At 62.5% G+C, this 24380-nt stretch carries 26 protein-coding genes; 20 read left to right on the top strand and 6 right to left on the bottom strand.

The window, feature by feature from the left end:
- Positions 1 to 2 precede the first annotated feature (2 nt).
- Genes C0058_RS19435 through C0058_RS19410 form a run of 6 tightly spaced genes read left to right on the top strand, consistent with a single transcriptional unit; the run spans position 3 to position 5563 of the window.
- Complete coding sequence (locus tag C0058_RS19435) at positions 3 to 710, top strand: energy transducer TonB (protein ID WP_102369359.1); 708 nt, start codon at positions 3 to 5, stop codon at positions 708 to 710.
- Positions 711 to 751: 41 nt separating this feature from the next.
- A complete protein-coding gene (locus C0058_RS19430) occupies positions 752 to 2449 on the top strand; it encodes a putative porin (protein WP_102369358.1) in 1698 nt (565 codons plus the stop codon).
- Between the two features lie 17 nt (positions 2450 to 2466).
- Positions 2467 to 3093, top strand: coding sequence for a hypothetical protein (locus C0058_RS19425; protein ID WP_008430322.1), 627 nt, complete (start codon positions 2467 to 2469; stop codon positions 3091 to 3093).
- 20 nt (positions 3094 to 3113) lie between these two features.
- Complete coding sequence (locus tag C0058_RS19420) at positions 3114 to 3602, top strand: YbjN domain-containing protein (protein ID WP_008430320.1); 489 nt, start codon at positions 3114 to 3116, stop codon at positions 3600 to 3602.
- Positions 3599 to 4534: a peptidylprolyl isomerase gene (locus C0058_RS19415; RefSeq protein ID WP_102369357.1), complete on the top strand. Its 936-nt coding sequence runs from the start codon at positions 3599 to 3601 to the stop codon at positions 4532 to 4534. The genes C0058_RS19420 and C0058_RS19415 overlap by 4 nt, the downstream gene beginning before the upstream one ends.
- A 51-nt stretch (positions 4535 to 4585) precedes the next feature.
- Complete coding sequence (locus C0058_RS19410) at positions 4586 to 5563, top strand: LysR family transcriptional regulator (protein WP_003211527.1); 978 nt, start codon at positions 4586 to 4588, stop codon at positions 5561 to 5563.
- 656 nt (positions 5564 to 6219) lie between these two features.
- Here the strand turns inward: C0058_RS19410 and potE are convergent.
- On the bottom strand, positions 6220 to 7536 hold the full coding sequence (potE, locus tag C0058_RS19405) for a putrescine-ornithine antiporter (protein WP_102369356.1): 1317 nt from the start codon (positions 7534 to 7536) through the stop codon (positions 6220 to 6222).
- Positions 7537 to 7586: 50 nt separating this feature from the next.
- Positions 7587 to 8483: an AraC family transcriptional regulator gene (locus C0058_RS19400; protein ID WP_174717787.1), complete on the bottom strand. Its 897-nt coding sequence runs from the start codon at positions 8481 to 8483 to the stop codon at positions 7587 to 7589.
- Positions 8484 to 8622: 139 nt separating this feature from the next.
- Here C0058_RS19400 and C0058_RS19395 point away from each other — a divergent pair, with 139 nt between their 5' ends.
- Positions 8623 to 9366 carry an SDR family NAD(P)-dependent oxidoreductase gene (locus tag C0058_RS19395; protein WP_102369355.1) on the top strand — a complete coding sequence of 248 codons (744 nt, stop codon included), beginning with the start codon at positions 8623 to 8625 and terminating at the stop codon, positions 9364 to 9366.
- A 16-nt stretch (positions 9367 to 9382) separates the two neighbouring features.
- Entirely contained in the window at positions 9383 to 9781 is a 399-nt protein-coding gene (locus tag C0058_RS19390; protein WP_102369354.1) for a VOC family protein, read from the top strand.
- Between the two features lie 16 nt (positions 9782 to 9797).
- Here C0058_RS19390 and C0058_RS19385 read toward each other — a convergent pair whose 3' ends face one another.
- Positions 9798 to 10229 carry a hypothetical protein gene (locus tag C0058_RS19385; protein ID WP_087694212.1) on the bottom strand — a complete coding sequence of 144 codons (432 nt, stop codon included), beginning with the start codon at positions 10227 to 10229 and terminating at the stop codon, positions 9798 to 9800.
- A 148-nt stretch (positions 10230 to 10377) separates the two neighbouring features.
- Here C0058_RS19385 and C0058_RS19380 point away from each other — a divergent pair, with 148 nt between their 5' ends.
- Positions 10378 to 10770, top strand: coding sequence for a RidA family protein (locus C0058_RS19380; protein WP_102369353.1), 393 nt, complete (start codon positions 10378 to 10380; stop codon positions 10768 to 10770).
- Here C0058_RS19380 and C0058_RS19375 read toward each other — a convergent pair whose 3' ends face one another.
- Complete coding sequence (locus C0058_RS19375; protein WP_102369352.1) at positions 10771 to 11667, bottom strand: LysR family transcriptional regulator; 897 nt, start codon at positions 11665 to 11667, stop codon at positions 10771 to 10773. It lies immediately after the preceding gene.
- 157 nt (positions 11668 to 11824) lie between these two features.
- Between C0058_RS19375 and C0058_RS19370 the strand changes: the two genes are divergently transcribed.
- Positions 11825 to 12826 (top strand): ABC transporter substrate-binding protein, encoded by a 1002-nt coding sequence (locus C0058_RS19370; protein WP_102369351.1) that lies wholly within the window; start codon positions 11825 to 11827, stop codon positions 12824 to 12826.
- A 137-nt stretch (positions 12827 to 12963) separates the two neighbouring features.
- Here C0058_RS19370 and C0058_RS19365 read toward each other — a convergent pair whose 3' ends face one another.
- Positions 12964 to 13863, bottom strand: coding sequence for a LysR substrate-binding domain-containing protein (locus C0058_RS19365; RefSeq protein WP_102369350.1), 900 nt, complete (start codon positions 13861 to 13863; stop codon positions 12964 to 12966).
- A gap of 172 nt (positions 13864 to 14035) precedes the next feature.
- Between C0058_RS19365 and C0058_RS19360 the strand changes: the two genes are divergently transcribed.
- The 7 genes from C0058_RS19360 to C0058_RS19330 all read left to right on the top strand — a co-directional run bounded on the left by C0058_RS19360 (position 14036) and on the right by C0058_RS19330 (position 20588).
- Positions 14036 to 14983 (top strand): branched-chain amino acid ABC transporter permease, encoded by a 948-nt coding sequence (locus tag C0058_RS19360; protein WP_008436930.1) that lies wholly within the window; start codon positions 14036 to 14038, stop codon positions 14981 to 14983.
- The gene (locus tag C0058_RS19355) at positions 14980 to 16065 is read left to right on the top strand and encodes an ABC transporter ATP-binding protein (RefSeq protein ID WP_102369349.1); all 1086 of its coding nucleotides are present in this window, start codon (positions 14980 to 14982) and stop codon (positions 16063 to 16065) included. Before C0058_RS19360 ends, C0058_RS19355 begins: the two co-directional genes overlap by 4 nt.
- The gene (locus tag C0058_RS19350) at positions 16062 to 16835 is read left to right on the top strand and encodes an ABC transporter ATP-binding protein (RefSeq protein WP_102369348.1); all 774 of its coding nucleotides are present in this window, start codon (positions 16062 to 16064) and stop codon (positions 16833 to 16835) included. Before C0058_RS19355 ends, C0058_RS19350 begins: the two co-directional genes overlap by 4 nt.
- On the top strand, positions 16828 to 17544 hold the full coding sequence (locus C0058_RS19345) for an ABC transporter ATP-binding protein (RefSeq protein ID WP_008436935.1): 717 nt from the start codon (positions 16828 to 16830) through the stop codon (positions 17542 to 17544). Before C0058_RS19350 ends, C0058_RS19345 begins: the two co-directional genes overlap by 8 nt.
- Before the next feature lie 66 nt (positions 17545 to 17610).
- Positions 17611 to 18750 (top strand): branched-chain amino acid ABC transporter substrate-binding protein, encoded by a 1140-nt coding sequence (locus C0058_RS19340; protein WP_102369347.1) that lies wholly within the window; start codon positions 17611 to 17613, stop codon positions 18748 to 18750.
- Between the two features lie 114 nt (positions 18751 to 18864).
- Positions 18865 to 19356, top strand: a complete 492-nt coding sequence (locus tag C0058_RS19335; RefSeq protein WP_010173377.1) for an L-2-amino-thiazoline-4-carboxylic acid hydrolase — start codon at positions 18865 to 18867, stop codon at positions 19354 to 19356.
- The gene (locus tag C0058_RS19330; protein ID WP_102369346.1) at positions 19353 to 20588 is read left to right on the top strand and encodes a Zn-dependent hydrolase; all 1236 of its coding nucleotides are present in this window, start codon (positions 19353 to 19355) and stop codon (positions 20586 to 20588) included. Before C0058_RS19335 ends, C0058_RS19330 begins: the two co-directional genes overlap by 4 nt.
- Before the next feature lie 98 nt (positions 20589 to 20686).
- On the opposite strand, the gene C0058_RS19325 is transcribed toward C0058_RS19330, so the two are convergent.
- Complete coding sequence (locus C0058_RS19325; RefSeq protein ID WP_003207977.1) at positions 20687 to 21475, bottom strand: helix-turn-helix domain-containing protein; 789 nt, start codon at positions 21473 to 21475, stop codon at positions 20687 to 20689.
- 85 nt (positions 21476 to 21560) lie between these two features.
- On the opposite strand from C0058_RS19325, the gene C0058_RS19320 reads away from it, so the two are divergent.
- The 3 genes from C0058_RS19320 to C0058_RS19310 all read left to right on the top strand — a co-directional run bounded on the left by C0058_RS19320 (position 21561) and on the right by C0058_RS19310 (position 24219).
- A complete protein-coding gene (locus C0058_RS19320) occupies positions 21561 to 22559 on the top strand; it encodes a bile acid:sodium symporter family protein (RefSeq protein WP_087694198.1) in 999 nt (332 codons plus the stop codon).
- A gap of 88 nt (positions 22560 to 22647) precedes the next feature.
- Positions 22648 to 23838: a sugar transporter gene (locus C0058_RS19315; RefSeq protein WP_008436945.1), complete on the top strand. Its 1191-nt coding sequence runs from the start codon at positions 22648 to 22650 to the stop codon at positions 23836 to 23838.
- 12 nt (positions 23839 to 23850) lie between these two features.
- Positions 23851 to 24219 carry a lysozyme inhibitor LprI family protein gene (locus tag C0058_RS19310; RefSeq protein WP_102369345.1) on the top strand — a complete coding sequence of 123 codons (369 nt, stop codon included), beginning with the start codon at positions 23851 to 23853 and terminating at the stop codon, positions 24217 to 24219.
- The last annotated feature ends 161 nt before the right edge of the window (positions 24220 to 24380 follow it).

Here is a 24380-nt window from a genome sequence, read left to right as displayed (position 1 = left end):
TCATGACCGCACAGATGCCGATCACGCCGACGCCCCTCAAGAACAAGCCGCCATTGCGCCCGCTGAAGTGGGGCATTGGCCTGCTGCTGGGCGCCGTGGCTGCCTGGTTTCTCTGGCAGTGGGCCAATGACATGAGTGGCGTGCGCCGTGAAGCGCCCAAGGTGCCGACGATTATTCCGTTGCCGCCACCGCCACCACCGCCGCCGGAAAAACCCAAGGAACCGGAGCCCGAGGTGCAGGAGAAAGTCCCCGAGCCGGAGCCCACGCCGACCCCGGACGAGGTCAAGCCCGAGGAGGAAGCACCGCCTTCACCGGCGGACGACCTGGCCAACCCGATGCAGATCGACGGCGACGCGCAGTCCGGTACCGACGGTTTCAACATCGGTGCCGGCAAGGGCGGCGGCATGGCCGGTTCCGGTGGTGGCGGGCTCGGTACCGGGACGTTCAAGCAGTACCTGGCCGGGGTGTTCCAGCGCCTGCTGCGGGAAGACCCGGAGCTGCGCAAGAAGGCCTACACGGTGCAGGCCGACCTGTGGCTGAGCGCAGACGGCGAGGTGACGCGCGTGGAGCTCGCCAAGTCCAGCGGCGACGCCGACACCGACGCCCAGGTGCTGGCCGCATTGCGTGCCACACCGCGGCTGAAGGAACGCACACCCGCCTCAATGACCCTGCCGGTACGCCTGTCCCTCAAGGGCCGGCGCCCGGATTGATCGAACCCTTTTTTGCAGTTTTCTACAGGAGTTGTGTGCAGATGATTTCCCACCTGAATCGATTGACCCTGGCGGTCGGCATGGTCATCGCGACCCTGGTCGGCCAGGCGACGGCCGCCGCCGCGCCTTCGGAAAACGCCACGATCAACCTGATCCGCCTGCTGGTGCAGCAAGGTGTGCTCAAGCAGGAACAGGCCGACGGGCTGATCGCCCAGGCTGAAAAAGAGGCTCAGCAGGCACGTCAGGCCAGCACCGCCACGGCAGTAGCGGCAGGTCCAACTGCGGCCCCCGGCGATGTGCGGGTGCAGTACGTGCCGGCCGCGGTGCGCGACCAGATTCGCGACCAGGTCAAGGCCGAGGTCATGGCCACCGCCAAGCAGGAAAACTGGGCCCAGCCCAACACGTTCCCGGAGTGGGTCTCGCGCATCAGCTTCGACGGCGATATTCGCCTGCGGGATGAGTCGCGCTATTTCTCGGGCAACAACAGCAATGAAATCGTCGATTACGCCAAGCTCAACGACAGCGGCCCCTACGACGTGAACAAGAACACCAACACCAAATTGCCGCCGCTGCTCAACACCCGCGAAGACCGCGAGAACCTGTTCCGCCTGCGCGCCCGCCTGGGCATGAAAGCCGTGATCTCGCCGGAATGGACCGCCGGCATCCGCCTCGGCACCGGCAACGACAACAACCCGGTGTCCACCACCCAGACCCTGGGCGGCGGCTTCGGCAAGAAAGACATCTGGCTCGACCAGGGCTACCTCACCTGGAAGACCACCGACTACATGACCCTGACCGCCGGACGTTTTGCCAACCCGTTCTATTCCACCGACATGATGTATTCCGGCGACCTCAACTTCGACGGTGTGGCGGCGATCTTCAACCACAAGCTCAACAGCGACTGGGGCCTGTTCGGCACCCTCGGCGCGTTCCCGGTGGAATACAGCCCCGACACCGCCACCACCAACGGCTTCGACAAGGACGAGAGCGAAAACAAATGGCTGTTCGGCGGGCAGATCGGCGCCGACTGGAAGATCAACCGCAGCAACAGCCTGAAGGGCTCGATGGCCTACTACCACTTCGGCGATATCCAGGGCGAACGCTCCAGCCCTTGCTCGCCGTGGGCCGGCCAGCCGGCGTGCGATACCGATGGCACGCGCCTGGCCTTCATGCAGAAGGGCAACAGCGTGTTCCTGCTGCGAGACATCACCCCCAACCCGGCAACGCCTGGCCTGACCCCGCAACCGCAATTCGTCGGCCTGGCGTCCAAGTTCAACGTGCTGGACCTCAACCTGGCCTGGGACAGCGAGCTGCCGGAAGACCTCAAGCTGCGCAGCCAGACCAACTTCATCCACAACCTGGCCTACGACAAGGGCGAGATGCTCAAGCGCAGCGAAGGCCAGATCGTCAACAACCTCAACAGCGACGGCCAGTTTGAAAGTGGCGGCAATGCGCTGCTGGTGCAGTTCACCCTCGGCAGTGCGCTGGAGATGCGCAAGAAGGGCGATTGGAACGTGCTGGCCGGCTACAAATACATCCAGCCGGATGCCTTGCCGGACGGCTTCAACGACTCCTCGTTCCACCTCGGCGGCACCAACGCCAAGGGCTATTTCATCGGTGCCAACTACGGCCTCGACAAGAACATCTACGCCAGTGCCCGTTGGCTCAGCGCCTCCGAAGTGTATGGCGCGCCGTTTGAAGTGGATGTCATGCAACTGGAACTCAACACGCGCTTCTGATGCGCCGGAGAAAGCTCATGAACACGCGAATTTGCGGCCTGCTTCTACTGCTCGTCACCACCGGCGCTTCGGCTGAAGGCATGGAGGAGCGCCTGCGCACTCAGCTGCGCAGCACCACCCAGCAGTTGCAGGCGCTGCAAAGCGAGCAGGCCCAGGCCAGTGCCGCACGCATCGCCGCCGAAACCCAGGCCAAGCAGGCCCAGGCGCAGGTCAAGCAACTGACCGCCGAACTGGAAAAGACCCGTGGCGTGGCCGAGCAACTGGTGGGCCAGCAACAGAGTCTGCACAGCCAGGCCCAGGCCCAGGTGGCCGCGAGCAATGAGCAGGTGGGCAAGTTCAAGAAAGCCTATGAAGACTTGCTGGTAATCGCCCGGGGCAAAGAAACCGAGCGCGCACGCTTGCAGGCGCAACTCACGGAACGTGACACACAAGTGCAGCAATGTTCAGTCAAGAATCAACAGATGTACGACGTGGCCCAGCAGTTGCTGACGGCCTACGAAAAAATCGACGTGGCCGACGTGATGAGCATCCGCCAACCGTTCGCCAGCAGCACCCGGGTCAAGTTCGAGGAACTCGCCCAGGGTTTTGGTGACGGCCTTTACCTTAATCGGTTCGATGCTCCACAGACCGTCACTAATCATTGATCGACAAGGAAGAGACCCCTATGAGCGACGTACAACTGATCACCAGCGTGACCCCGCAAGCCTTGACCGAGCTGCTGCAGGAAGCCGGCTACCGGGTCAACCAGACCGAGCAGAACGGCATCGTGCAATTGCTCAGCGCAAGCCAGGGCATCGGCTTCGCCGTGCGTTTCGGCAACCCGGCGGCAGAGCAGGGCAGCTACGTGGACTTCACCTACAGCTGCGCGCTGCGGGTGCAGGGCGAATTGCCCGAGGGGCTGGCCCAGGTCTGGAACGCTTCCCGACGTTTTGCGCGGTTGTCGTTGCAGGGTGAGTTCCTGCTGATGGAGATGGACGTGGTGGCCGCCGGCGTGGGTGCGCCGTACTTGCGCAATCAGCTGGAATTGTGGGATCGCCTGCTGCAGGAATTCATCGTCTACCTGCGTGAATACAGCCAGCAAGCCGCCCAGCTTCAAGCCCAGGCCGACGCCGCGCCTGCCGTCGATGCCCGTGAAGAGGCGCCTGCCCTGTGAAGAAACCAACCCTGGTGGTCGGCGCTGGCGCCCTGGTGGTGCTGGCGGTCGCGGTGGGGTTGAGCCTGCGGCCGGGCAGTGACCCGGTCGCAGCCCAGCAGCCTGCACCGCTGGCCGTGAAGGGCGGCCCGGCGGTGGCGCGCCTGGGCAACCAGCAGATCGACCTCGCCGAACTCAAGTCGGTGTTGGCCGCCTTGCCGGTGGAAACCCGCGAGCAGTTGCGTGGCAACCGTGGCGCCCTGGAAACCTGGCTGCGTTCGCGCCTGGCGCAAAAGGCCGTGCTTGAACAGGCCGATGCCCAGGGCTGGCGGCAGCGCCCGGAGGTGGAGCAACAGACCCGCGCCGCCACCGAGCAGATCGTGTTTCGCGACTACATGTTGTCGGTCAGCCAGGTGCCGACGGATTACCCCAGCGCCGCCGAACTGCAGCAAGCCTATGACAGCGGCAAGGCACAATGGGTGACGCCGCCGTTGTACCAGGTCAGCCAGATTTTCCTGGCCGTGAGCGACCCGCAAACCGTCGACAATGTGCGCCGCCAGGCCCAGGAGTTGAGCCGCAAGGCGCAGGCCTCGCCGGGCGAGTTTGCCGCCCTGGCCAGCCAGTATTCCCAGGACCCCGACAGCGCCCGGCGCGGTGGCGATTCCGGGATGCAGCCATTGCAGCAACTGGTGCCTGAAATGCGCGGTGTGGTGGCGCGGCTCAAGACGGGCGGGGTGTCGGAGCCGGTGCAGAGTGCGGCGGGTTTTCACGTGCTCAAACTCACTGGGCAACAACCGGCGCGCACCGCCACGCTGGATGAACTGCGTGGCCGCTTGACCGAGGCCTTGCGTGCGCAACGCCAGGAGCAGATTGCCAAGGCCTACCTGGAAGGCATGCTCAATACCGCGACCTTGAGTATCGATGGCGCCGAGCTGAATAAGGTACTGGAGTAAAACCGTATCACCGCATTGGATGCACAGTACCCACAAGACAGGGAGTCTCCCATGGTATTTGTTGAACCGGCTGTACCCCACGGCGTCGCGCCTTATCGTGCGTCGACCGAATCCCGCGAGGCCTGGCTGGCCCTGGCGGCCGCCATCGAGCCCGAGGTGGCGCAGTATTTCCTGATCAGCGCCCGCTGTGGGTGTTTCATGCAGGCGGCTCGCAGCCTCAATATCAAGGCCACGCAGTTGCGCAAGCGCCTGGCGCAGCTGGAAGAGCAACTGCGGCGTTCGCTGTTCAGCTATCAGGGCAATGTCCTGGCCCTGAGTCGTGAAGGGCAGCAGTTGCAGGCGCAGTTGATTGCCCTGGCGCATGAGCGACGCTTGCCGGTGCTGGAGCAGCCGTTGATTCGGCTGGCGGTTGCCGAGTCGATCCTGCATGACATTCTGGGGCGGGACCTGATTGCCCTGTTGCGGCGCAATGCGAGTGTGCGGCTGGAGATCATTTCCATCGACAGCGAGTTGGGGTTGCAGGCGCTGGATGCGGATGTGGTGGTGTGGTTGTCGGGGATGGATTCGCCGGGGGCGGGGCCGAGTTTTGCCATTGGGGCGCCAGAGGTGTTGGCGCGGTTGGATTATTCGCCGCATATTGCCAAGCGGTATTCGCGGTTGGCGGTGCGGCCGGACAGCATTGAAGACCTTGCGGATTATATGTTGGTGCAGTGGCAGCCGGACCGGCAGGTGGAGGCGCTGCGGCCGTGGAATAGCCTGGTGGAGCAGCGGCTGGCGGGGGTAGTGCGGGTGGAAGCGTATCCGCTGATGCTGGAGATGATTCGGTGCAGTGCGTGTATTGGGTTGTTGCCGCGGTATATGAGTTGTTTTGATCGTGGGTTGACGGCGTTGGATGGGGTATTTCTGGAGGGGATGCAGCGGCAGGTCTGGATGGGGGTGAGTGCTGATGTGCGGCATCCGCTGGAGGTGGGGTGGGTGGTGGAGATGATTCGGAATACGTTTCTTGAGCGGGGGGAGTGGTTTGATTGATTGATTGAGTACATATCCGTTCCTTCGGTAACGGCTACTTATGGTTCCGCTCTTACAGCGGGTCACTTTTTTACAAACGCCTAAAAAAGTAACCAAAAAACGCTTTGCCCCACCACTCGGTGCCTCGCTTAGGCTCGGCATGCCCGCACTCCGGCAAGGCTCCGCGGGCCGCCGCGACGGGCCATCCATGGCCCGGCGCGGCTAAATCGGCATCCTTGCCGATTTACCCGCTCCACCGTGCCTACTTGCGGCCATCGTGGTTAATGGGGCCCGCAGATCAAGATCAAAAGCACGCAGCCTCGCTGGCGCTCGACAGCTGCTACGGGTGGGGGTGGTTCTGTTTTTCTGTAGGAGCTGGCTTGCCTGCGATGCAGACACCTCGGTACATCAGGTACACCCAGTTGATGCCATCGCCGGCAAGCCAGCTCCTACAGTGGACCGTGCCCGCTTTAGCTTTTGATTTTGCTCTTCAACACTCAAGCCGGCCGGTAGGCCGCTGTGCTCTTGATCTGCTTTTGATCTTGATCTTGGGCACTCCGAGCCTAAGCGAGGAGCCGAGTGGTGGGGCAAGAGCGTTTTGTTTACTTTTGCGCTGTTCAAAAGTGAGCCGCTGTAAGAGCGGAACCGATACAAGCCATCACCAAAATAACGGATATTCACCCGCCACTGGCCGTGATAAACCGCCGCGCCAAAAAACCATACAACAGATACCCAAACGCCAATACCAGCGTCGCACCAAACACCGCCTCCTCACCACACGCGTAAATCGCATACAGCGAATACCCCACGGCAATCAGCAACACCGTGGTATTGCGCGCATACACCACCGCCGCCACCCGCGCTTTGTGCATCATCACCAGCAGCCCGGTCAGCGCGGTGACGTAAGGAATCAAATTGGTCACCACCGCCAGGTTCACCAACTTGCCGAACTGCGCACTGGCTGTGGGCGAGATGGTCGACAAGGCAATCAAGCTCTGCAACGCCGCGCAGGCAATCAGCCCCAACACCGGCGCGTGGGCGCGGCTGACCCGGCTGAAGAAGCGCGGAAACAGACGCTGGTCCGCCGACATCTTGGCCGTTTGCGCCAAGGTGAATTGCCAGCCCAACAGCGAACCAATACACGCCACCACCGCCAGCGCCATGATGATGTCGCCCACCAGCGGCGTGAAGATCTGCGCATACACCAGGGCAAACGGCGCAGAAGACTCGGCCAGTTCAGCGTTGGGCACGATGCCCTGAATCACTGTGGTCGACAGCACATACACCAGTGCCGCGCCGAGGGTGCCCAGCAGGCAGGCCAGCGGCACGGTGCGCTTGGGGTCTTCCACCGCGTCATAGCCCTGGGCAGCGGACTCCATGCCGAGGAAGGCCCAGAGGGTCAGCGGGATACTCGCGCCAATCGCATCCCACAGTTGCAGTTGGTTGGGGTTCCAGGCATCGCTGAACACCTCCGTCTTGAAATAGAACCAGCCGATCACGCTCAAGCCCGCCACGGGAATGATCACGCCCCACACCGTGATCACGCCGATCCGCCCGGTCAGGCGCGGCCCGCCGAAGTTGGCCACGGTGGTCAGCCAGATCAGCCCGAGGGTGCCGATGAACAAGGGGATGGGGCCGCTGCCCAGCCACGGGATGAAGGACGACAGGTAGCCCACCGCCGAAATCGCAATCGCCACGTTGGCGATGATCAGCGACAGGAAATACAGGAACGAACAGAGGAAGAACCCGGACTTGCCGTGGGCCTCTTCGGTGTAGGCCGACATGCCGCCCGTGCGGGTGCAGAAGAGGCCGCACTGGGCAAAGCAGTACGCGATCGCCATCGAGCCCACGGCGGTGATCAGCCACGACAGCAGCGAGATCGCGCCCAACTGCGCCATGCTGGCGGGGAGCATGATGATGCCCGAGCCCATCATGTTGATCGCCACCAGGGTGGTCAGGCCCATCAGGCTCATCTTTTTGCTTGGCTCGGCCATCGGCAACTCCTTGTCGTGGGGGCGTGCGATGGCAGGCTAGCACGTTGTAGTCAGCGTGCCTTCGGGCTCCGGTTTTCTCCGAGGATTCGCGCGGCATCGCGAGCCGGCGGCAGGCCGAACACCCGGGCGTAATCGCGGCTGAACTGAGTGGCGCTTTCATAGCCGACTTCGAAGGCGGCGCTGGTGACGTTCCTGGCGCCGCCCACCATCAGCGTGCGCGCCTGTAGCAGGCGCACGCGCTTCTGGTACTGCAACGGGCTCAGGTTGGTGACGGCCTTGAAGTGGCGGTGAAAGGCCGACACGCTCATTGCGGCTTTCTGTGCCAGGGCTTCGACCCGGATCGGTTCGGCGAAGTCTCGGCGGATCCACTGGATGGCCTGGCTCACCCGGGCCATGGCGGTGTCCGGCGCGGCGATTTCACGCAGCATCCAGCCGTGGGGGCCTTGCAATACGCGGTAGAGGATCTCGCGCTCGTATACCGGTGCGAGGGCTGTGATCGCCTCAGGGTTGCCCATCAGCCGCAGCATGCGCAGCCAGGCGTCCATCAGTTCGGGGGTGACGGCGGCCACCGAAAAACCCGCATCGTGGTCGTAGCGCCCGGCAGGTTTGGGCAAGTCGCTCAGCAGCGTCGCGAGTACCGTCGGGTCGAGGGTCAGGCTGACCGCCAGGTAGGGTTCGCCGGTCACCGCCGGGTGCACGGTGCCCACGGCGGGCAGTTCGATGGACATCACGAAATAGGTCGCCGGGTCGTATCGCAGCGTGCGATCACCCACCGTCATGGATTTGCTGCCCTGCAGGATCAGGTTGATCATCGGGTCGTACACCGCGGCCAGCATGTGCTCGGGAATCGCGCCCTGGACCATGGCCACTCGCGGGATGCCGGTTTCAGTGCGACGGTTTTCAGCCTTGGCGGCCAGGGTACGCAGTTCGATCAGTTGTGTGTTCATGCCGGGCATGCTGAGCGCCCAGGTGTGCCCTGTGCAAGCAAAAAGCAGAAACAGGCAGGTTTCGAGCAGGAACGGCTGCGTCGGCGCAGGCGCGCAAGCCTACTGTGGTGACTCATTTGAGCAAGCAGTGGAGCCACACATGGGCGTTATCCTCATTACCGGCGGCAGCCGTGGCATTGGCGCCAGCACCGCAGAACTGTGTGCCCGGCAAGGCATGGGCGTGATCCTGACCTACAACAGTCATCCAGAGGCCGCCCAGGCGGTTGTGCAGCGAATCGTATCGTCGGGCGGCAAGGCGGTCGCGCTGCCATTGGACGTGGCCGACATCAGTTCCTTCCAAGGTTTTGGCGAGGCGGTAAAGCAGGCGTTATCGGCCACCTGGGGTGTGAGTGGGTTGAATGGCCTGGTGAATAACGCCGGTTATGGACTGTTCAATCCCCTGGAATCGGTCACCGAGGCTCAGTTCGACGGCCTGCTGAATGTGCACCTCAAAGGGCCGTTTTTCCTGACTCAAGCCCTGTTACCGCTGCTGCAAGCCCACGCCTGCATCGTCAACCTGACCAGCGCGACAACTCGCGTCGCCACCGCTGGCGTAGCACCTTACGCAGCCTTCAAGGGCGCGCTGGATGTACTCACCCGTTACATGGCCAAGGAGTTTGGCGAGCGGCAGATTCGTGCAAATGCCGTCTCTCCGGGAGCCATCCGTACCGAACTGGGCGGCGGGCTCAATGATGAGTTCGAAGCGCTGCTGGCTGCACAAACCGCCCTTGGTCGGGTTGGGGAGCCAGAGGACGTGGCGCGTGTGATCGCTATGTTGCTGTCTGACGAAGGCCGCTGGATCAATGCCCAGACGATCGAGGTCGCGGGCGGTTACCTCATCTGAAAAGCGAGGCTGAACTATGCTGGATCATCTGTTTTTGTCGGTCAGCGACATACAACGCTCGATTGATTTCTACCGTGCTGCACTTGCGCCGCTGGGCATCACCACGCGCCACGACTACGACGGCAAGGACGGTCCGCCGGGCCACCCGGACCTCAAGGGGTTCGGCGCGAACGGGCGGATCTTCTTCTGGTTGCGCGAGGGCGCGGTCGGGGGCAGGGCGGTGCATGTGGGATTCGTCGCCGGCAGCCGGGTCGAGGTCGATGCGGCTTACCTGGCGGCGATGAACGCGGGCGCCGTCGACAATGGAACCCCTGGGGCACGATTGCACTATGACCCGAACTACTACGCGGCCAACGTGCTGGATCCCGACGGCTACAGCCTGGAATTTGTCTACAAGAACTGGCAGCACATCTAGCGGTAGCCGTCGATGATCAGCCCGCGGCCTGCGGCTGCATCCGCAACTCACCTTCCACATCCTTGACCAACCCACTGGCCAGGAACAGCGGCGCCACGCGCTTGTGCAGCTGCGGCTCGACAAATTCCTTCACCGTGTCCAGCGCCAGCGCGCCGCTCAACGGCAGCTCGGCCTTGGTGTAAGACAACCAGGCTTTCTTCAGTATCAACAGCACGTCGCTGCCGGCGGTGGAGGCGAAGCGACGGTGGTTTTTTTTGCCGTCGAAATCGAAGGTGTGCTGAAACTCGTAGCCGGCCTCGCTGCCCTCGCTGGCGACGCAGCGGATGCAGGTGCAGGGGCCATCGCCGAAGGCACTGCGCAGGTAGTTGTTGAAGTCCACCACGGGCTTGAGTGACAGGCGCTTATCCACCTCGAACAGGTCCCCGGTCATTTTTTCGTCAGTGTTCAAGGTCCATTTCCTCGCAGCGGTTTTTTCAAGGGCGGCACGATACCAGCCGAAGGGCGTGGGCGGGTAGTTTTTGGTCGCCTCAGTGGGGACGTCCATTCGCCAATGCCCTTGTTACAGTTTCCTTAAATCATCGCCCAAGGAAACCGACATGAGCAGCAAATCCACGATCTACAACCACGGCGTTTCATGGGAAGAGGGCAACAGCGTCAGCCAGGGCTACCGCGTCAATGGCACGATCTATATTGCCGGGCAGTTTTCTCACACCCTGGAAGGTGAGTTCGTTGACGGTGATGCCGCCGCCCAGACCCGCCAGACACTGGAGAACCTCGACCATGTACTGGCCGGCTTCGGCGTTGGCCGCTCGAACATTGCCGCTGTGGATTTCTTCCTGGTGCATGCCAAGCGCGATTTTGAAGCGGTGGTCAATGTGTGGAAAGAATACATCGGTGAGCATCGCCCGGCCGCGACCCTGGTCGGCGTGAATTACCTGGCGTCCGATGCACAGGTCGTCGAGATCAAGGTGATTGCCCACGCCGACTGATCAGCCCGCCAGCTCATCCACCATCAGGTCGATAAAGCGCCGTACCCGAGGCTCCAGGAAGCGTTTGCTCGGGTACATCGCCAGAATCTCCACGTCTCCCGCGTCCAGGTTGGGCAACACGGGCACTAGGCGCCCGGCAGCCAGGTCCTCGGCCACCACGAAGTCCGGCAGCAAGGCGATGCCCAGCCCGGACACGGCAGCGTCGCGCAGTGCTTCGCCGCTGTCCAGGCGCAGGCGGTTGCGCCCGTACGCCTTGACCCAGGTGCCGTCCGATTCGCGAAAGCGCCAGCTTTGCTTGCGCGTGCGGCTGCTGAAATACAGGCAGTCGTGGTGGGCGAGGGCGTCCATGTCGCGGGGTATGCCGCGCTCGGCGAGATAGTCCGGTGCGGCGCACAGCAGCGCCTGATAACGAGCGACCACCCGGGACACCAACTGGCGGTCGGTGTTGGCGCTGCCGATGCGGATGGCCAGGTCGAAGCCGTCCTCGACGATATCGGCGGTGCGGTCGCTGAAACTGACTTCCACCTGCACCTCGGGCCACGCGTGCAGGTATTTCTTCAACAACGGCAGCAACACCTTGCGCCCGAACGCATCGGGCAGCGTAAGCCGCAATAAACCGCGCGGTACCCCGGTGGGCTGGCCGATGCGGCTTTGGGCGTTGTCCACTGCGGCGAGGATCTCCAGACCCTGGTCATACAGCGCGCGGCCTTCGTCGGTGAGGCTCAAGGTGCGGGTGGTGCGGTTCAACAGGCGCACACCAAGGCTGTCCTCCAGGCGCGCCACGGCTTTGCCGGCGGCCGAGCGCGTCAGGCCCATCGCCTGCCCACCGGCGACGAAGCTGGCGCCATCGACCACCGCCATGAAGATCAGCATCTCGTTGAGGTTGGTGCGCAGCATGCAGAGTGGCTCCGGGGATGACATCAGGCACAGGCGCGCAATATAGCAGCGCCGGAGGGCAGTGTTTTTCGTATATCCATAGATCGCGATATTCTTTTTCGCACTGTACGTGGGCCGCTACGCTCGCAACCCTTCTCAACCTCGCGGCAGCGTTCTCATGATAATAAAACGACCCACCCTGACGCTCCTGGCAGCAGCCAGTGCGCTCCTCAGCCTTGGTGCACACGCCGAAGGCAAGATCAGCATCGCCCAGCAATTCGGCATCGGCTACTTGATCCTCGACGTGGTTCGTGACCAGAACCTGATCGAGAAACACGGCAAGGAGCAGGGCCTGGACATCAAGGTGGAGTGGAACAGTATCTCCGGCGCCACCGCGATGAACGAGTCGCTGCTGGCCGGCGCGCTGGACGTGGTGTCGGCAGGTGTGCCGCCGATGCTGACGCTGTGGGACCGCACCAAGGGCAAGCAGAACGTCAAGGCCATCGCCTCGCTGGGCTCGATGCCCAACTACCTGCTGACCAATAACCCGGATGTGAAGACCCTCAAGGACTTCAGCGAAAAAGACCGCATCGCCGTACCGGCCGCCGGTGTGGGTTTTCAGTCGCGTACCTTGCAGATTGAAACCGCCAAGCAGTTCGGGAACGACAACTACAAGAAGTTCGATGATATCTCCATCAGCCTGGCGCACCCGGACGCGACCGCCGCGTTGATTGCCGGCGGTTCGGAGATCAACGCGCATTTTTCCAGCCCGCCGTTCCAGTATCAGGAGTTGTTGAATCCCAAGGTGCACAAGGTGCTGAGTTCCTACGACATTCTCGGCGGCCCGGCGACGTTCAATGTGCTGTACACCACCGAGAAATTCCACGACGAGAACCCCAAGACCTACAAGGCGTTCTATGACGCGTTGGCCGAGGCCGAGAAAATCATCAAGGCCGACAGGCCGGCAGCTGCCCAGGCTTACATTCGTGTAGAGCAGTCGAAGCTACCGCTGGCGCTGGTGGAGAAGATTGTCCAGGACCCGGAAATCGACTTCACCATCGTGCCGCAGCGTACCTATATCTATGCCGAGAAATTGCAGGAGTTGGGCGTGTTGAAGAACAAGGCGGGGAGCTGGAAGGATTACTTCTTTGAAGAGGCGCATGGCGGGAACGGCAGCTGACTCCATTCTGAATTGAAACGCACACAAAAATGTGGGAGCGGGCTTGCTCGCGAATGCGGTGGGTCAGTCGATACATGTGCTGGCTGAACCACCGCATTCGCGAGCAAGCCCGCTCCCACATTGGATCTGCGGTGTTTTCAGGTTCCCGCAAGGTTGTTCTTGATCCAGTCGTACAAGTGATTCCCCTCGCTCGACAACTCGCTGTTGGCCCGCCGGCACAGGTAGTACTGGCGGCCATCATCGACCTGTAGATCAAACAGCTTCACCAACTCCCCATTTGCCACATGCGGCGCCACCAGTCGCGCGCGCAGCAGTGAGCAGCCCAATCCGGTCAGCGTGGCCGTCAGCGCCAACTGACCATCCTCCAGCAGCAAACCATTCAACGCGGTCCCGTGATGCACGTCGGCGGCCTGGAACCATTGGCTCCAGGTGCCGCGCTCTTCGTCGTGCAACAGCGGTAATTCACTCAGCGCCTCAGGTGTGTCGATCGGCCCGTGTTGCTCCAGGAATGCGCGGCTGCAATACGGCGTCACCGCCCCGGAAATCAGCGGCTCGCTGTGGTACCCCGGCCAGTGCCCGGTGCCGAAGCGGATCGATAAATCGGCAGCGTCGCTGGGGTAGCTGCGGTGGTTGGCGTAGGTGACGTTGATGTCCAGCGCCGGGTGGTCCTTGAGGAACTGTGCCAGGCGCGGGATGAACAGGTTGATGCCGAACAGCGGGATCAGGCTGATGGTGACCTGGCGTGTGGCGCTTTTTTCCCGCACGTGTTCGGTGGCGCTGCGCAGTACGGCGAAGGCCGAGCGAATTGCGCGGTAGTACTCGCGGCCTTCTTCGGTGAGCACCAGGTTGCGGCCCTGGCGCAAGGTCAGCGCTTGCTGCAGAAAGCTTTCCAGCAGGTGCAGTTGATGGCTGACGGCGGAGGGCGACACGTCCAGCTCGCGGGCAGCGGAATTCACTCCGCCATGGCGGGCAAACGCTTCGAAGGTGCGCACGGCACGCAACGGCGGGTCATTGGCTAACTGTTCTAAATTATTCATGTGTTGAATTAAATACTAAGTGAGATGGCAAATAAAGAGCCATAAATGCCGCATTTATGGCGGTTATAGCGCTTTATGCGTTTGACATAACCATATGAATATCTGATATTTGATAAAAACAGAATAGATGCTTAGTGTGCCGCCCTCGTCAGTAGTGAGGTCGATGGTTTCCATGGATGCGTTTATCCAGCAACTGCTCAATGGTTTGATGACGGGCAGTCTCTACGCGCTAGTGGCCTTGGGTTACACCATGGTCTACGGCATTTTGCGGATCATCAACTTTGCCCATGGCGATGTGTTGATGATTGGCGCTTTGGTGGGCCTCTCGGTGATTCGCCTGTTGCAGGTGACATGGCCGGCGATGCCGCCGGTGCTGGTGCTGCTGGCAGCCACTGTGATTGCCATGGCGTTCTGCGCGGTACTCGCGGTGCTGATTGAGCGGGTCGCTTACCGGCGCCTGCGCAATGCGCCGCGCCTGGCGCCATTGATCAGCGGCATCGGGGTGTCGTTGTTGCTGCAAACCGTCGCCATGCTGGTGTGGACGCGTAACCCGCAGATGTTCCCGCAACTGCTGCCGCTGGAACCGATTGAAGTGCTCGCGGGAGCTTCGGCGCATCCGGCGATCACCAACGCTACCGCCCTGACCACCATTGCCGTCGCACTGTCGGTAATGGTCGCGCTGCTGGTGTTGGTGGAACGCACACGCTTTGGTCGGGCCATGCGCGCCGTGGCCGAGAACCCGCAGGTGGCGAGCCTGATGGGCATCAACCCGAATCGCATCATCGTGCTGACCTTTGCCATTGGCGGCGCCCTGGCGGCATTGGCCGGAATCATGATGGCGAGCAACTACGGCAGCGCGCATTTCTACATGGGTTTCCTGCCGGGCATCAAGGCGTTCACCGCAGCCGTATTGGGCGGCATCGGCAACCTCAAGGGCGCGATGCTTGGCGGCCTGCTGCTGGGGTTGATCGAGGCCCTGGGTACCGGCTACCTGGGCGCTGCCACCCAGGGTGTGTTCGGCAGCAATTACCAGGATGTGTTTGCCTTTATCGTGTTGATCGCGGTGCTGGTGTTTCGTCCTTCGGGGCTGTTGGGCGAACGACTGGCGACCCGCGCATGAGTGTCCTGAATACCTCCCGCCAGCGCGCCAGCTTTGGCCTTGTATTGTTCGCCGTGGCGCTGGTGCTGGCGCCTTGGATTGTCGGGCATGCCGGTGGCAATACCTGGGTGCGCACCCTCGATTTCGCCTTGCTGTACATCATGCTGGCCCTGGGCCTGAACATCGTCGTGGGTTACGCCGGGCTGCTGGACATGGGTTTTATCGCGTTCTACGCAGTGGGCGCGTACCTCGCCGCGTTGCTGTCCTCGCCGCATCTGTTGCAGCAATTCCCGGCGCTACTTGCGTTGTTGCCGGCGGGCATGCACACCTCGATCTGGTTGATCCTGCCCTTGGCCGCGTTGCTGGCGGCGGGCTTTGGCGTGTTGTTGGGCGCACCGACCTTGCGCCTGCGCGGCGATTACCTGGCCATCGTGACCCTGGGCTTTGGTGAAATCATCCGCATCCTGCTGCGCAATCTGGATCGCCCGGTGAACATCACCAACGGGCCCAAAGGTATTTCCCAGGTCGACCCGGTCAACCTGCTGGGGATCAACCTCGGGCGCACCCAGGAGCTGTTCGGCCTGCGCCTGCCTTCGGTCTATCTGTACTACTACCTGTTCGCCGCGCTGGTGGTGCTGATCCTGTTTGCCTGCATTCGCCTGGAGCGTTCGCGCATCGGGCGGGCCTGGGTGGCGATTCGTGAAGATGAGGAAGCGGCCCAGGCCATGGGCGTCAACACCTTGCGCTTGAAGCTGCTGGCGTTTGCCATCGGTGCCGGGTTTGGCGGCGTGAGCGGGGCGTTGTTCGCCTCGTTCCAGGGCTTTGTCTCGCCGGAGTCCTTCACTCTCAATGAGTCCATCGCGGTGCTGGCGATGGTGGTGCTCGGCGGCATGGGCCATATCCCGGGGGTGATTCTCGGCTGCGTATTGCTGGCGGCGTTGCCCGAAGCCTTGCGCGCGAGCATGGGCCCGTTGCAGCAGGCGCTGTTTGGCCAGGTGCTGGTGGACCCGGAAATCATTCGTCAGTTGTTCTACGGGCTCGCGCTGATCCTGGCGATGCTCTATCGACCGGCAGGCCTGTGGCCAAAAGGAGTGGCGCGATGAATCAGCCGCTGTTGCAGATTGACCAGGTGAACAAGCGCTTCGGCGGCGTGGCGGCGCTCACCGACGTGAGCCTGAGCATCCAGCCTGGGGAGATCTATGGCTTGATCGGCCCCAATGGCGCCGGCAAAACCACCTTCTTCAACGTGATGACCGGCCTGTATACCCCGGACTCCGGGCGCTTCCAGCTCGACGGCGAGGACTACAAGCCGGCCAGCGTGCACCAGGTGGCCCAGGCCGGCATCGCCCGGACCTTCCAGAATATCCGCCTGTTCAACACCATGAGCGCGTTGGAAAACGTCATGGTCGGCCGCCATGTGCGCACCCGCAATGGCGTGTGGGCCGCCTTGAGTCGCCATCGTCGAGCCCGGGAAGAAGAAGCGCAAACCCGCGCCCATGCCCATCGCCTGTTGGCGTATGTCGGGCTGGCGGGGTTCGCCAATTACCGCGCCGACAGCCTGTCCTACGGCCACCAACGCCGCCTGGAAATCGCCCGGGCCCTGGCCACTGAACCACGTTTGCTGGCCCTCGACGAGCCGGCCGCCGGGATGAACGCTGCCGAGAAAGTGCAACTGCGCGGCCTGCTGGAAAAGATCCGCGACGACGGCCACACGCTGCTGCTGATCGAGCATGACGTGAAGCTGGTGATGGGGGTGTGCGACCGCATCAGCGTGCTCGATTACGGCCAGGTGATCGCGGTGGGCGCGCCTGCCGAGGTGCGCCGCGACCCGGCGGTGATCCAGGCCTATCTGGGAGCCAGCGCCCATGTCTGAACCTTTATTGAAAGTCGACGGCTTGCAGGTGCGCTACGGCGCCATCGAAGCGGTCAAGTCCCTGGATTTACACATCGGCGAAGGCGAGCGAGTGACGTTGATCGGCGCCAACGGTGCCGGCAAGACCTCCAGCCTCAAGGCCCTGACCGGATTGCTGCCGGCAGCGGCGGGGCAGATTCACTTCGCCGGGCGTTCGATCCTCGGCCAGGCGCCGGACCAATTGCTGCGCCAGGGCATTGCGATGGTACCGGAAGGGCGCGGGATCTTTGCGCGCATGAGCGTCCTGGAAAACCTCCAGGCCGGAGCCTTCCTGCGTCGTGACACCGAGCAGGTGAACCGCGAGATCCGCCAGTTGTTCGAGCACTTCCCGCGTCTGGAGGAGCGCCTGCAGCAGTCCGCCGGCCTGCTCTCCGGTGGCGAGCAACAGATGCTCGCGCTGGCCCGGGCGCTGCTCTCCAAGCCGCGCTTGCTGGTGCTGGACGAACCGTCCATGGGCCTGGCGCCGATCATGGTGGAGAAGATTTTCCAGGTGATCGACGACGTGTGCCGCCAGGGCATGACCCTGCTGCTGGTGGAGCAGAACGCCCGGCTCGCGCTGCAGGTCACCGACCGTGCCTATGTGATGGACACCGGGCGCATCAGCCTCACTGGCCCGTCCCATGAATTGCTCGACCACCCCGAGGTGCGCAGTGCCTACCTCGGTGAATGAATCAACCCTGACGCTACCGGACGCCCGGCGTGTTCCGACCAGCCCGTAAAGAAACAGGAACCACTGATGAAGACTTTCAAGCACACCCTAGTGATCGGCCTGGCCTTGAGCAGCCTGGCGAGTGCCATGGCCCAGGCCGACCAGACCGTATTGATCGGCCTGGCCGGGCCGTTGACCGGCCCGTCGGCGCGGATCGGCAAGGACCTGGAAAACGGCGCGCAACTGGCCATCGACGCGGCCAACGCCAAGCACCCGAAAATCAACGGTGAGGCGGTGACCTTCAAGCTGCTGTCCGAGGACGACCAGTCCGACCCGCGCACCGCCGTCACCGTGGCCCAGCGCCTGGTGGACGAAGGCGTGGTGGGCGTGGTCGGCCACTGGAACACCGGCACCAGCATTCCGGCGGCGCGGGTTTATCACGATGCAGGTATCGCGCAAGTCGCCCCGGTTGCTACCGGGCACGCGTATACCCAGCAGGGCTTCGACACCAGCTTCCGGATCATGGGCCATGACGACGATGGCGGCCAGGTGGCCGGCGACTATGCTTTGAACACCCTCAAGGCCCGGCGCATTGCGGTGATCGACGACCGCACCGCATTCGGCCAGGGCCTGGCCGACCAGTTCGTCAAATCCATCGAGGCCGGTGGCGCCAAGGTGGTGTCTCGTGAATACGTCGACGACAAGACCATCGATTTCAGCGCAGTGCTGACCAATATCCGCAGCCAGAACCCGGACCTGATTTTCTTTGGTGGCGTCGATTCCCAGGCCGCGCCTTTGGCCAGGCGTATCAAGCAACTGGGCATCAAGGCACCGCTGATGGGGGCCGGTGGGTTTGTCAGCCAGACCTTCCTGCAACTGGCGCAGAACGAAGGCGAGGGCGTGATTGCCCTGGAGCCGGGCCTGGCGGTGGCGCAGATGCCGGGTGGCAAGGCGTTCGAGCAGGCTTACAAGGATCGCTACAAGGCGCCGATCGAACTGCACGCGCCGTTTGCCTATGACGGTGTCGGGGTGTTGGTGGCGGCGATCGAGAAGGCCGACTCGGTGGACCCGCAAAAGTACCTGCCGGTGCTGCGCGCCATCAGCTATCAGGGCGTGACCGGGACCATTGCGTTTGATGCCGAGGGCAACCTGAAGAAGCCGTCGTTCACCGTGTATGAGGTCAAAAGTAATCAGTGGCAGCCAGTCAGTGTGGCGGGCGGCAAGTAACAACCCACCCCTGTAGGAGCGAGCTTGCTCGCGAAAAATGTACAGTCAACGCAGCGATGCGCCTGGAATATCTTCGCGAGCAAGCTCGCTCCTACAGGTTTACGGAGGCACACAATGAGCAAGCTGGAAGGTGAACTGGGCATCCTGGCCCGGCGGCGGATCGAAGCCGAAATCATCAAGCCGATCTACGAGATCCTGGTGCGCGAGCAGGGCAAGGACTTTGCGGCGGCGGTGATTGGCGAGGCGGTGGGCAATGCAGCGATCCAGGCCGGCAAGCACTTTGCCGAGCTGGAAGAGCAGGGCGCCGACCTCAAGAGCTTTGTCGAGCTGCAAGTGCTCTGGGAAAAGGACGATGCGCTGAAGGTCGAGATCATCGCCAGCGACGCCGAGCACTACGACTATGACGTGAAGCGCTGCCGCTATGCCGAGATGTATCACGAGATGGGCCTGGGCGAGATCGGTCACCTGCTGTCCTGCAACCGCGACGAACTGTTTATCGTCGGCTACAACCCGGACATCAAGCTGACCCGCACCCAGACCATCATGGGCGGTGCCCATCACTGTGACTTCCGCTACCGGGCCAAACCCCAGGAGCCGCGTTCATGAACGACTTGGCGCGGGTCAATGGCGAGCGCCTGTGGGGCTCGCTGATGGAAATGGCGCAGATCGGCGGCACCGAAAAGGGCGGCGTCTCGCGCCTGGCCCTCACGGATGAGGACCGCCGCGGTCGCGACCTGTTTGTGCAATGGTGCGAGGCGGCCGGTTGCAGCATTCGGGTGGATGCCATGGGCAATATCTTTGCCCGTCGCGCCGGGCGCCAGGATCACCTGGCCCCGGTGCTGACCGGTTCCCATGGCGATTCCCAGCCGGCGGGCGGCAAGTACGACGGTATCTACGGCGTGCTGGCCGGGCTGGAGGTGCTGCGCACCTTGAATGACCTGGGGATCGAGACCGAGCGGCCAATCGAAGTGGTGAACTGGACCAACGAAGAAGGCTCGCGGTTTGCGCCGGCGATGATTTCCTCGGGGGTGTATGCCGGGGTGTTTGACCTGGAGTACGGCCTGTCCCGGGAAGACAAGGCCGGGATCACCATCGGCCAGGCGTTGCAGCAGATTGGCTATGCCGGTGCGCATCCGGTGGGTGGCCAGGCGGTGCATGCGGCGTTTGAGCTGCATATCGAACAGGGGCCGATTCTTGAGGCACAGGGCCTGACCATCGGTGTGGTCACCGGCGCCCAGGGCCAGCGCTGGTATGAAGTGGAACTGAGCGGGCGCAGCGCTCATGCCGGGACGACGCCGATGGATCACCGGCTCGATGCATTGCTCGGATTTGCCCGGGTGGTGGAGGCAGTCAATCAGATTGGCCTGGAGCAGGGCGCCGAAGGGCGGGCGACGGTGGGCATGGCGAATATCCTCCCCAATTCACGCAACGTGGTGCCGGGGCGGGTGTTTTTCAGTGTGGAGTTTCGGCATCCGGACGAAGCCGTGCTGGGGTATCAGGATCAGCAGTTGCAGGCGGCAGTGGCGCGGATCGCCGAGGGGATTGGTTTGCAGCACAGCGTGAAGCAGATTTTCCAGTACGCGCCGATTGCCTTCGACCCTGAGTGTGTGGAGGTGGTGCGGGCATCGGCGCAAGCGTTGGGGTATAGCCATCGCGACATGATTTCCGGGGCCGGGCATGATGCCTGCTACCTGAACCGGGTGGCGCCGACGGCGATGATTTTTGTGCCGTGTGTGGATGGGCTGAGCCATAACGAGGCGGAGGAGATTTATCCGCAGTGGTCGACGGCGGGGGCGGATGTGTTGTTGCAGGCGGTGTTGGCCAAGGCGGGGGAGTGAGCGAGATTTAACTGTTCAACAGGGGACCGAGTTTCCACAGGGGGGGCGAGTTCCCATAGGAAATCCAGTTTTCGCTCTGGAGCTTCTTTGTCTGATGATCAGCGGAAGAACTCGCCCGGTGTGGCGTCGAACTGCTGGCGGAAGGCGTTGATGAAGGCCGAGGTGGATTCGTAGCCGCAGGCCAGCGCCACATCGGTCACGCGTTCGCCTTGTTCCAGGGCGGGCAGGGCGCTCAACAATCGCAGGCGCTGGCGCCACGCACGGAAGGTCAGGCCGGTGTCGCTCAGGAACAGCCGGCTGAGGGTTTTCTCGCTGACCGCCAGCTTCTGGCTCCACTGCCCCAGAGTGGTTTGCTGCTCCGGGTGCAGGTTCAGGCTGCGGTAAATCTGGCGCAAGCGGCTGTCGGCCGGCAGCGGCAACATCAGGTCGACCTGGGGCGCTGCGGCCAGTTGGTCCAGCACCACTTGGGCCAGCCGTCCATCCGGGCCATCCTCGGCGTATTCCACCGGCAATTCGCTGAAGCTGCGAATCAACTCGCGCAACAGGCTGCTCACCGCCAGCACCTGGCAGCGGTCGGCCGCCCAGGCGGTGACGCTGCAATCGAGGTACAGGCTGCGCATCTCGGTATGGGGCGAACTGAACACCCGGTGTGGCATGCCGGCCGGTATCCACACGGCCCGCTGGGGTGGCGCGACGAAGCGTCCTACGCTGGTCTGGATCTCCAGCACCCCGGATATTGCGTAGGACAACTGCACCCACGGGTGACTATGGCGGCGGGTCAGCGCGCGGTTGGGCAGCGATTCGGTGCGGCCATACACCGGCCTGGGCAGGCTGGAAAGCCCGGGCACGCTGCGGCGCACGGTTTTGTCATGTCCTTTTGGCGGCATTTACTGGCTCATTGGCGTTAGTCGGTAACAAGCCGTTACGTTAGAGTCGCGACGATGCTCTTGGCAACCCCTGGAAGATTGGCCTATGACCCGCCCACGCTTTTTACCTGACAACTTCACCCTGACCCTGGTGGCCACGGTGATCCTCGCGTCCCTGCTGCCCGCCAGCGGCCAGACCGCCGTGGCCTTTGGCTGGGTGACCAACCTGGCCATCGCGCTGCTGTTTTTCCTGCACGGCGCGAAACTGTCGCGCCAGGCCATTGTTGCCGGTGCGGGTCATTGGCGCCTGCACCTGCTGGTGTTCAGCCTGACCTTCGTGCTGTTTCCGTTGCTGGGCCTGGCGCTCAAGCCGGTGTTGTCGCCGCTGATCGGTAAAGACCTGTACATGGGCATGCTCTATTTGTGTGCGTTGCCCGCCACCGTGCAGTCGGCGATTGCCTTTACCTCCCTGGCCCGGGGCAATATCCCGGCGGCGATTTGCAGCGCGGCGGCGTCGAGCCTGTTCGGGATCTTCCTGACGCCATTGCTGGTGACGTTGCTGCTGAATGTGCATGGCGATGGCGGCTCCACCGTCGATGCGATCCTGAAAATCAGTGTTCAATTGTTGCTACCGTTCATCGCCGGGCAGATCGCCCGTCGCTGGATCGGCGAGTGGGTAGGGCGTAACAAATCCTGGCTGAAGTTCGTCGACCAGGGCTCGATTTTGCTGGTGGTCTACGGCGCCTTCAGCGAAGCGGTCAACGAGGGCATCTGGCACCAAATTCCGTTGTGGGAGCTGGGTGGCCTGGTGGTGGCGTGCTGTGTGTTGCTGGCGCTGGTGCTGGTGGCGTCCACGGTGCTGGGCAAGGCTTTTGGCTTCAGCCAGGAAGACCGGATCACCATTCTGTTCTGCGGCTCGAAGAAAAGCCTGGCCACCGGTGTGCCGATGGCCCAGGTGTTGTTTGCCGGGGCGAGCATGGGGGTGCTGATCTTGCCGCTGATGCTGTTTCACCAGATCCAGTTGATGGTCTGCGCGGCGCTGGCCCAGCGCTATGCCAAGCGTCCTGAGTCGATTCCCGAGCTGATGGGGCAAGTCGATCCCTGAATCGTCGTGTTACTATTTTTTGCGCGCGGCTCAAGGCCCGGCATCGGGCCGGCTTGATCTGCGCGCAAACGAGTACGACGACCTGTCAATGAGCATTTCCGCCGCAACACCTCAAGCTAACTGGCAACCGGTCTTCGCTCTCGCGTTGGCCGCTTTCGTTTTCAATACCACCGAATTTGTACCGGTCGGCCTGCTGAGTGCCATCGGCGCGAGCTTCGACATGCCCATCGCCAGCGTCGGCCTGATGCTGACCATCTATGCGTGGATCGTGTCCCTGACCTCGCTGCCGGTGATGCTGCTGACCCGTAACGTCGAGCGGCGCAAGCTGCTGATCGTGCTGTTCGGCATGTTTATCGCCAGCCATATCCTGTCCAGCGTGGCCACCAGCTTTGGCATCCTGATGCTCAGTCGGGTCGGCATTGCCCTGTCCCATGCGTTGTTCTGGTCGATTACTGCCTCCCTCGCGGTGCGTTTGGCGCCGGAGGGCAAGCAGGTGCAGGCCCTTGGGTTGCTGGCTACCGGTACTTCCCTGGCGATGGTTCTGGGTATTCCGCTGGGCCGCTTGCTGGGCGAAGCCATGGGCTGGCGCACCACCTTCCTGGTGATCGGCGCGTTTGCCGCCGGGCTGGTGTTCTGGCTGGCGCGCACCTTGCCGCTGCTGCCGAGCCAGAACTCCGGTTCGCTGCGCAGCTTGCCGCTGTTGTTCAAGCGCCCGGCGCTGGTGGCGTTGTATGTGCTGACGGCGATGGTGGTGACGGCGCAGTTCACTGCCTACAGTTATGTTGAGCCGTTTGTTGAAGGTGTTGCCGGTATGAGTGGCAATACGGTGACCCTGATCCTGCTGGTGTTTGGCGGCGCGGGAATTATTGGTTCGTTGTTGTTCAGCCTGGTGCATCGCTTTAGCCCCCATCGTTTCCTGATCAGCGCGGTGACCATCCTGGCGCTGTGCCTGGCGTTGTTGCTGCCGTTGAGTGGCGAGGTGTCGTACCTGGTGACCCTGAGTGTGTTCTGGGGCATGGCCATCATGGGTTTTGGCCTGGCGTTGCAATCGAAGGTACTGGTGCTGGCGCCGGATGCCACGGATGTGGCGATGGCGATGTTTTCCGGGATCTACAACATCGGTATTGGCGGTGGGGCGTTGATGGGCAGTTGGGTGGGCAGCCACTTTGGTTTTGCCTGGATCGGCGCGGCGGGCGGGTTGCTGGCAGCGGTGGCGTTGATTGGGTATTGCCTGGCGATTTATCGGTTTGGGCAGGGTGTGGCGCGTAGCCCTCTGTAGGAGGTAATTTTCATGGCAGTTCGTTTGATTAAACCGGCGGTATTCGCAGTGCTCGCCGGGTTTTCCGTGTTGTGGCTCAGCCCTGCAAGCCTGGCGGCCAGTTTTGACTGTGACCGGGCGAAGGCGCCTGACGAGAAAACCATCTGTGCCACGCGCTCCCTGAATGATCAGGACGTGACCATGGCGCTGCTCTATGACCTCAACCGGCACTTCATGGCCATGGGAGGGCGCGGTTCGCTGATGGATGACCAGGCAGCTTGGCTCAAGCAGCGGCATACCTGTGGCGCCCAAGTCAGTTGCCTGAGCAAAGCCTATACGGAGCGTATTGCGATGTTGCGTAGCTTTATTGATGAGCGGGTGATGACGAAGGGGCCGTTCTGAATAACGGGCATAAAGGTACAACGCCGGCTAAAGTCAGTTTTCTCAACAGAGTCTGAAAGCACATCAACACACCGCAGCAGGTTTGCCATGGACGAAAAACCAAACGCGTTACACATAGCGGAAATTCCCTACGAGACCGGTGAGGTTCGATTCAGGTATTC

It is taken from the genome of Pseudomonas sp. NC02, assembly GCF_002874965.1.
Lineage (GTDB): Bacteria > Pseudomonadota > Gammaproteobacteria > Pseudomonadales > Pseudomonadaceae > Aquipseudomonas.
The sequence above is the reverse complement of the archived record's forward strand: the minus strand, read 5'-3'. Positions and strand labels throughout refer to the sequence as shown.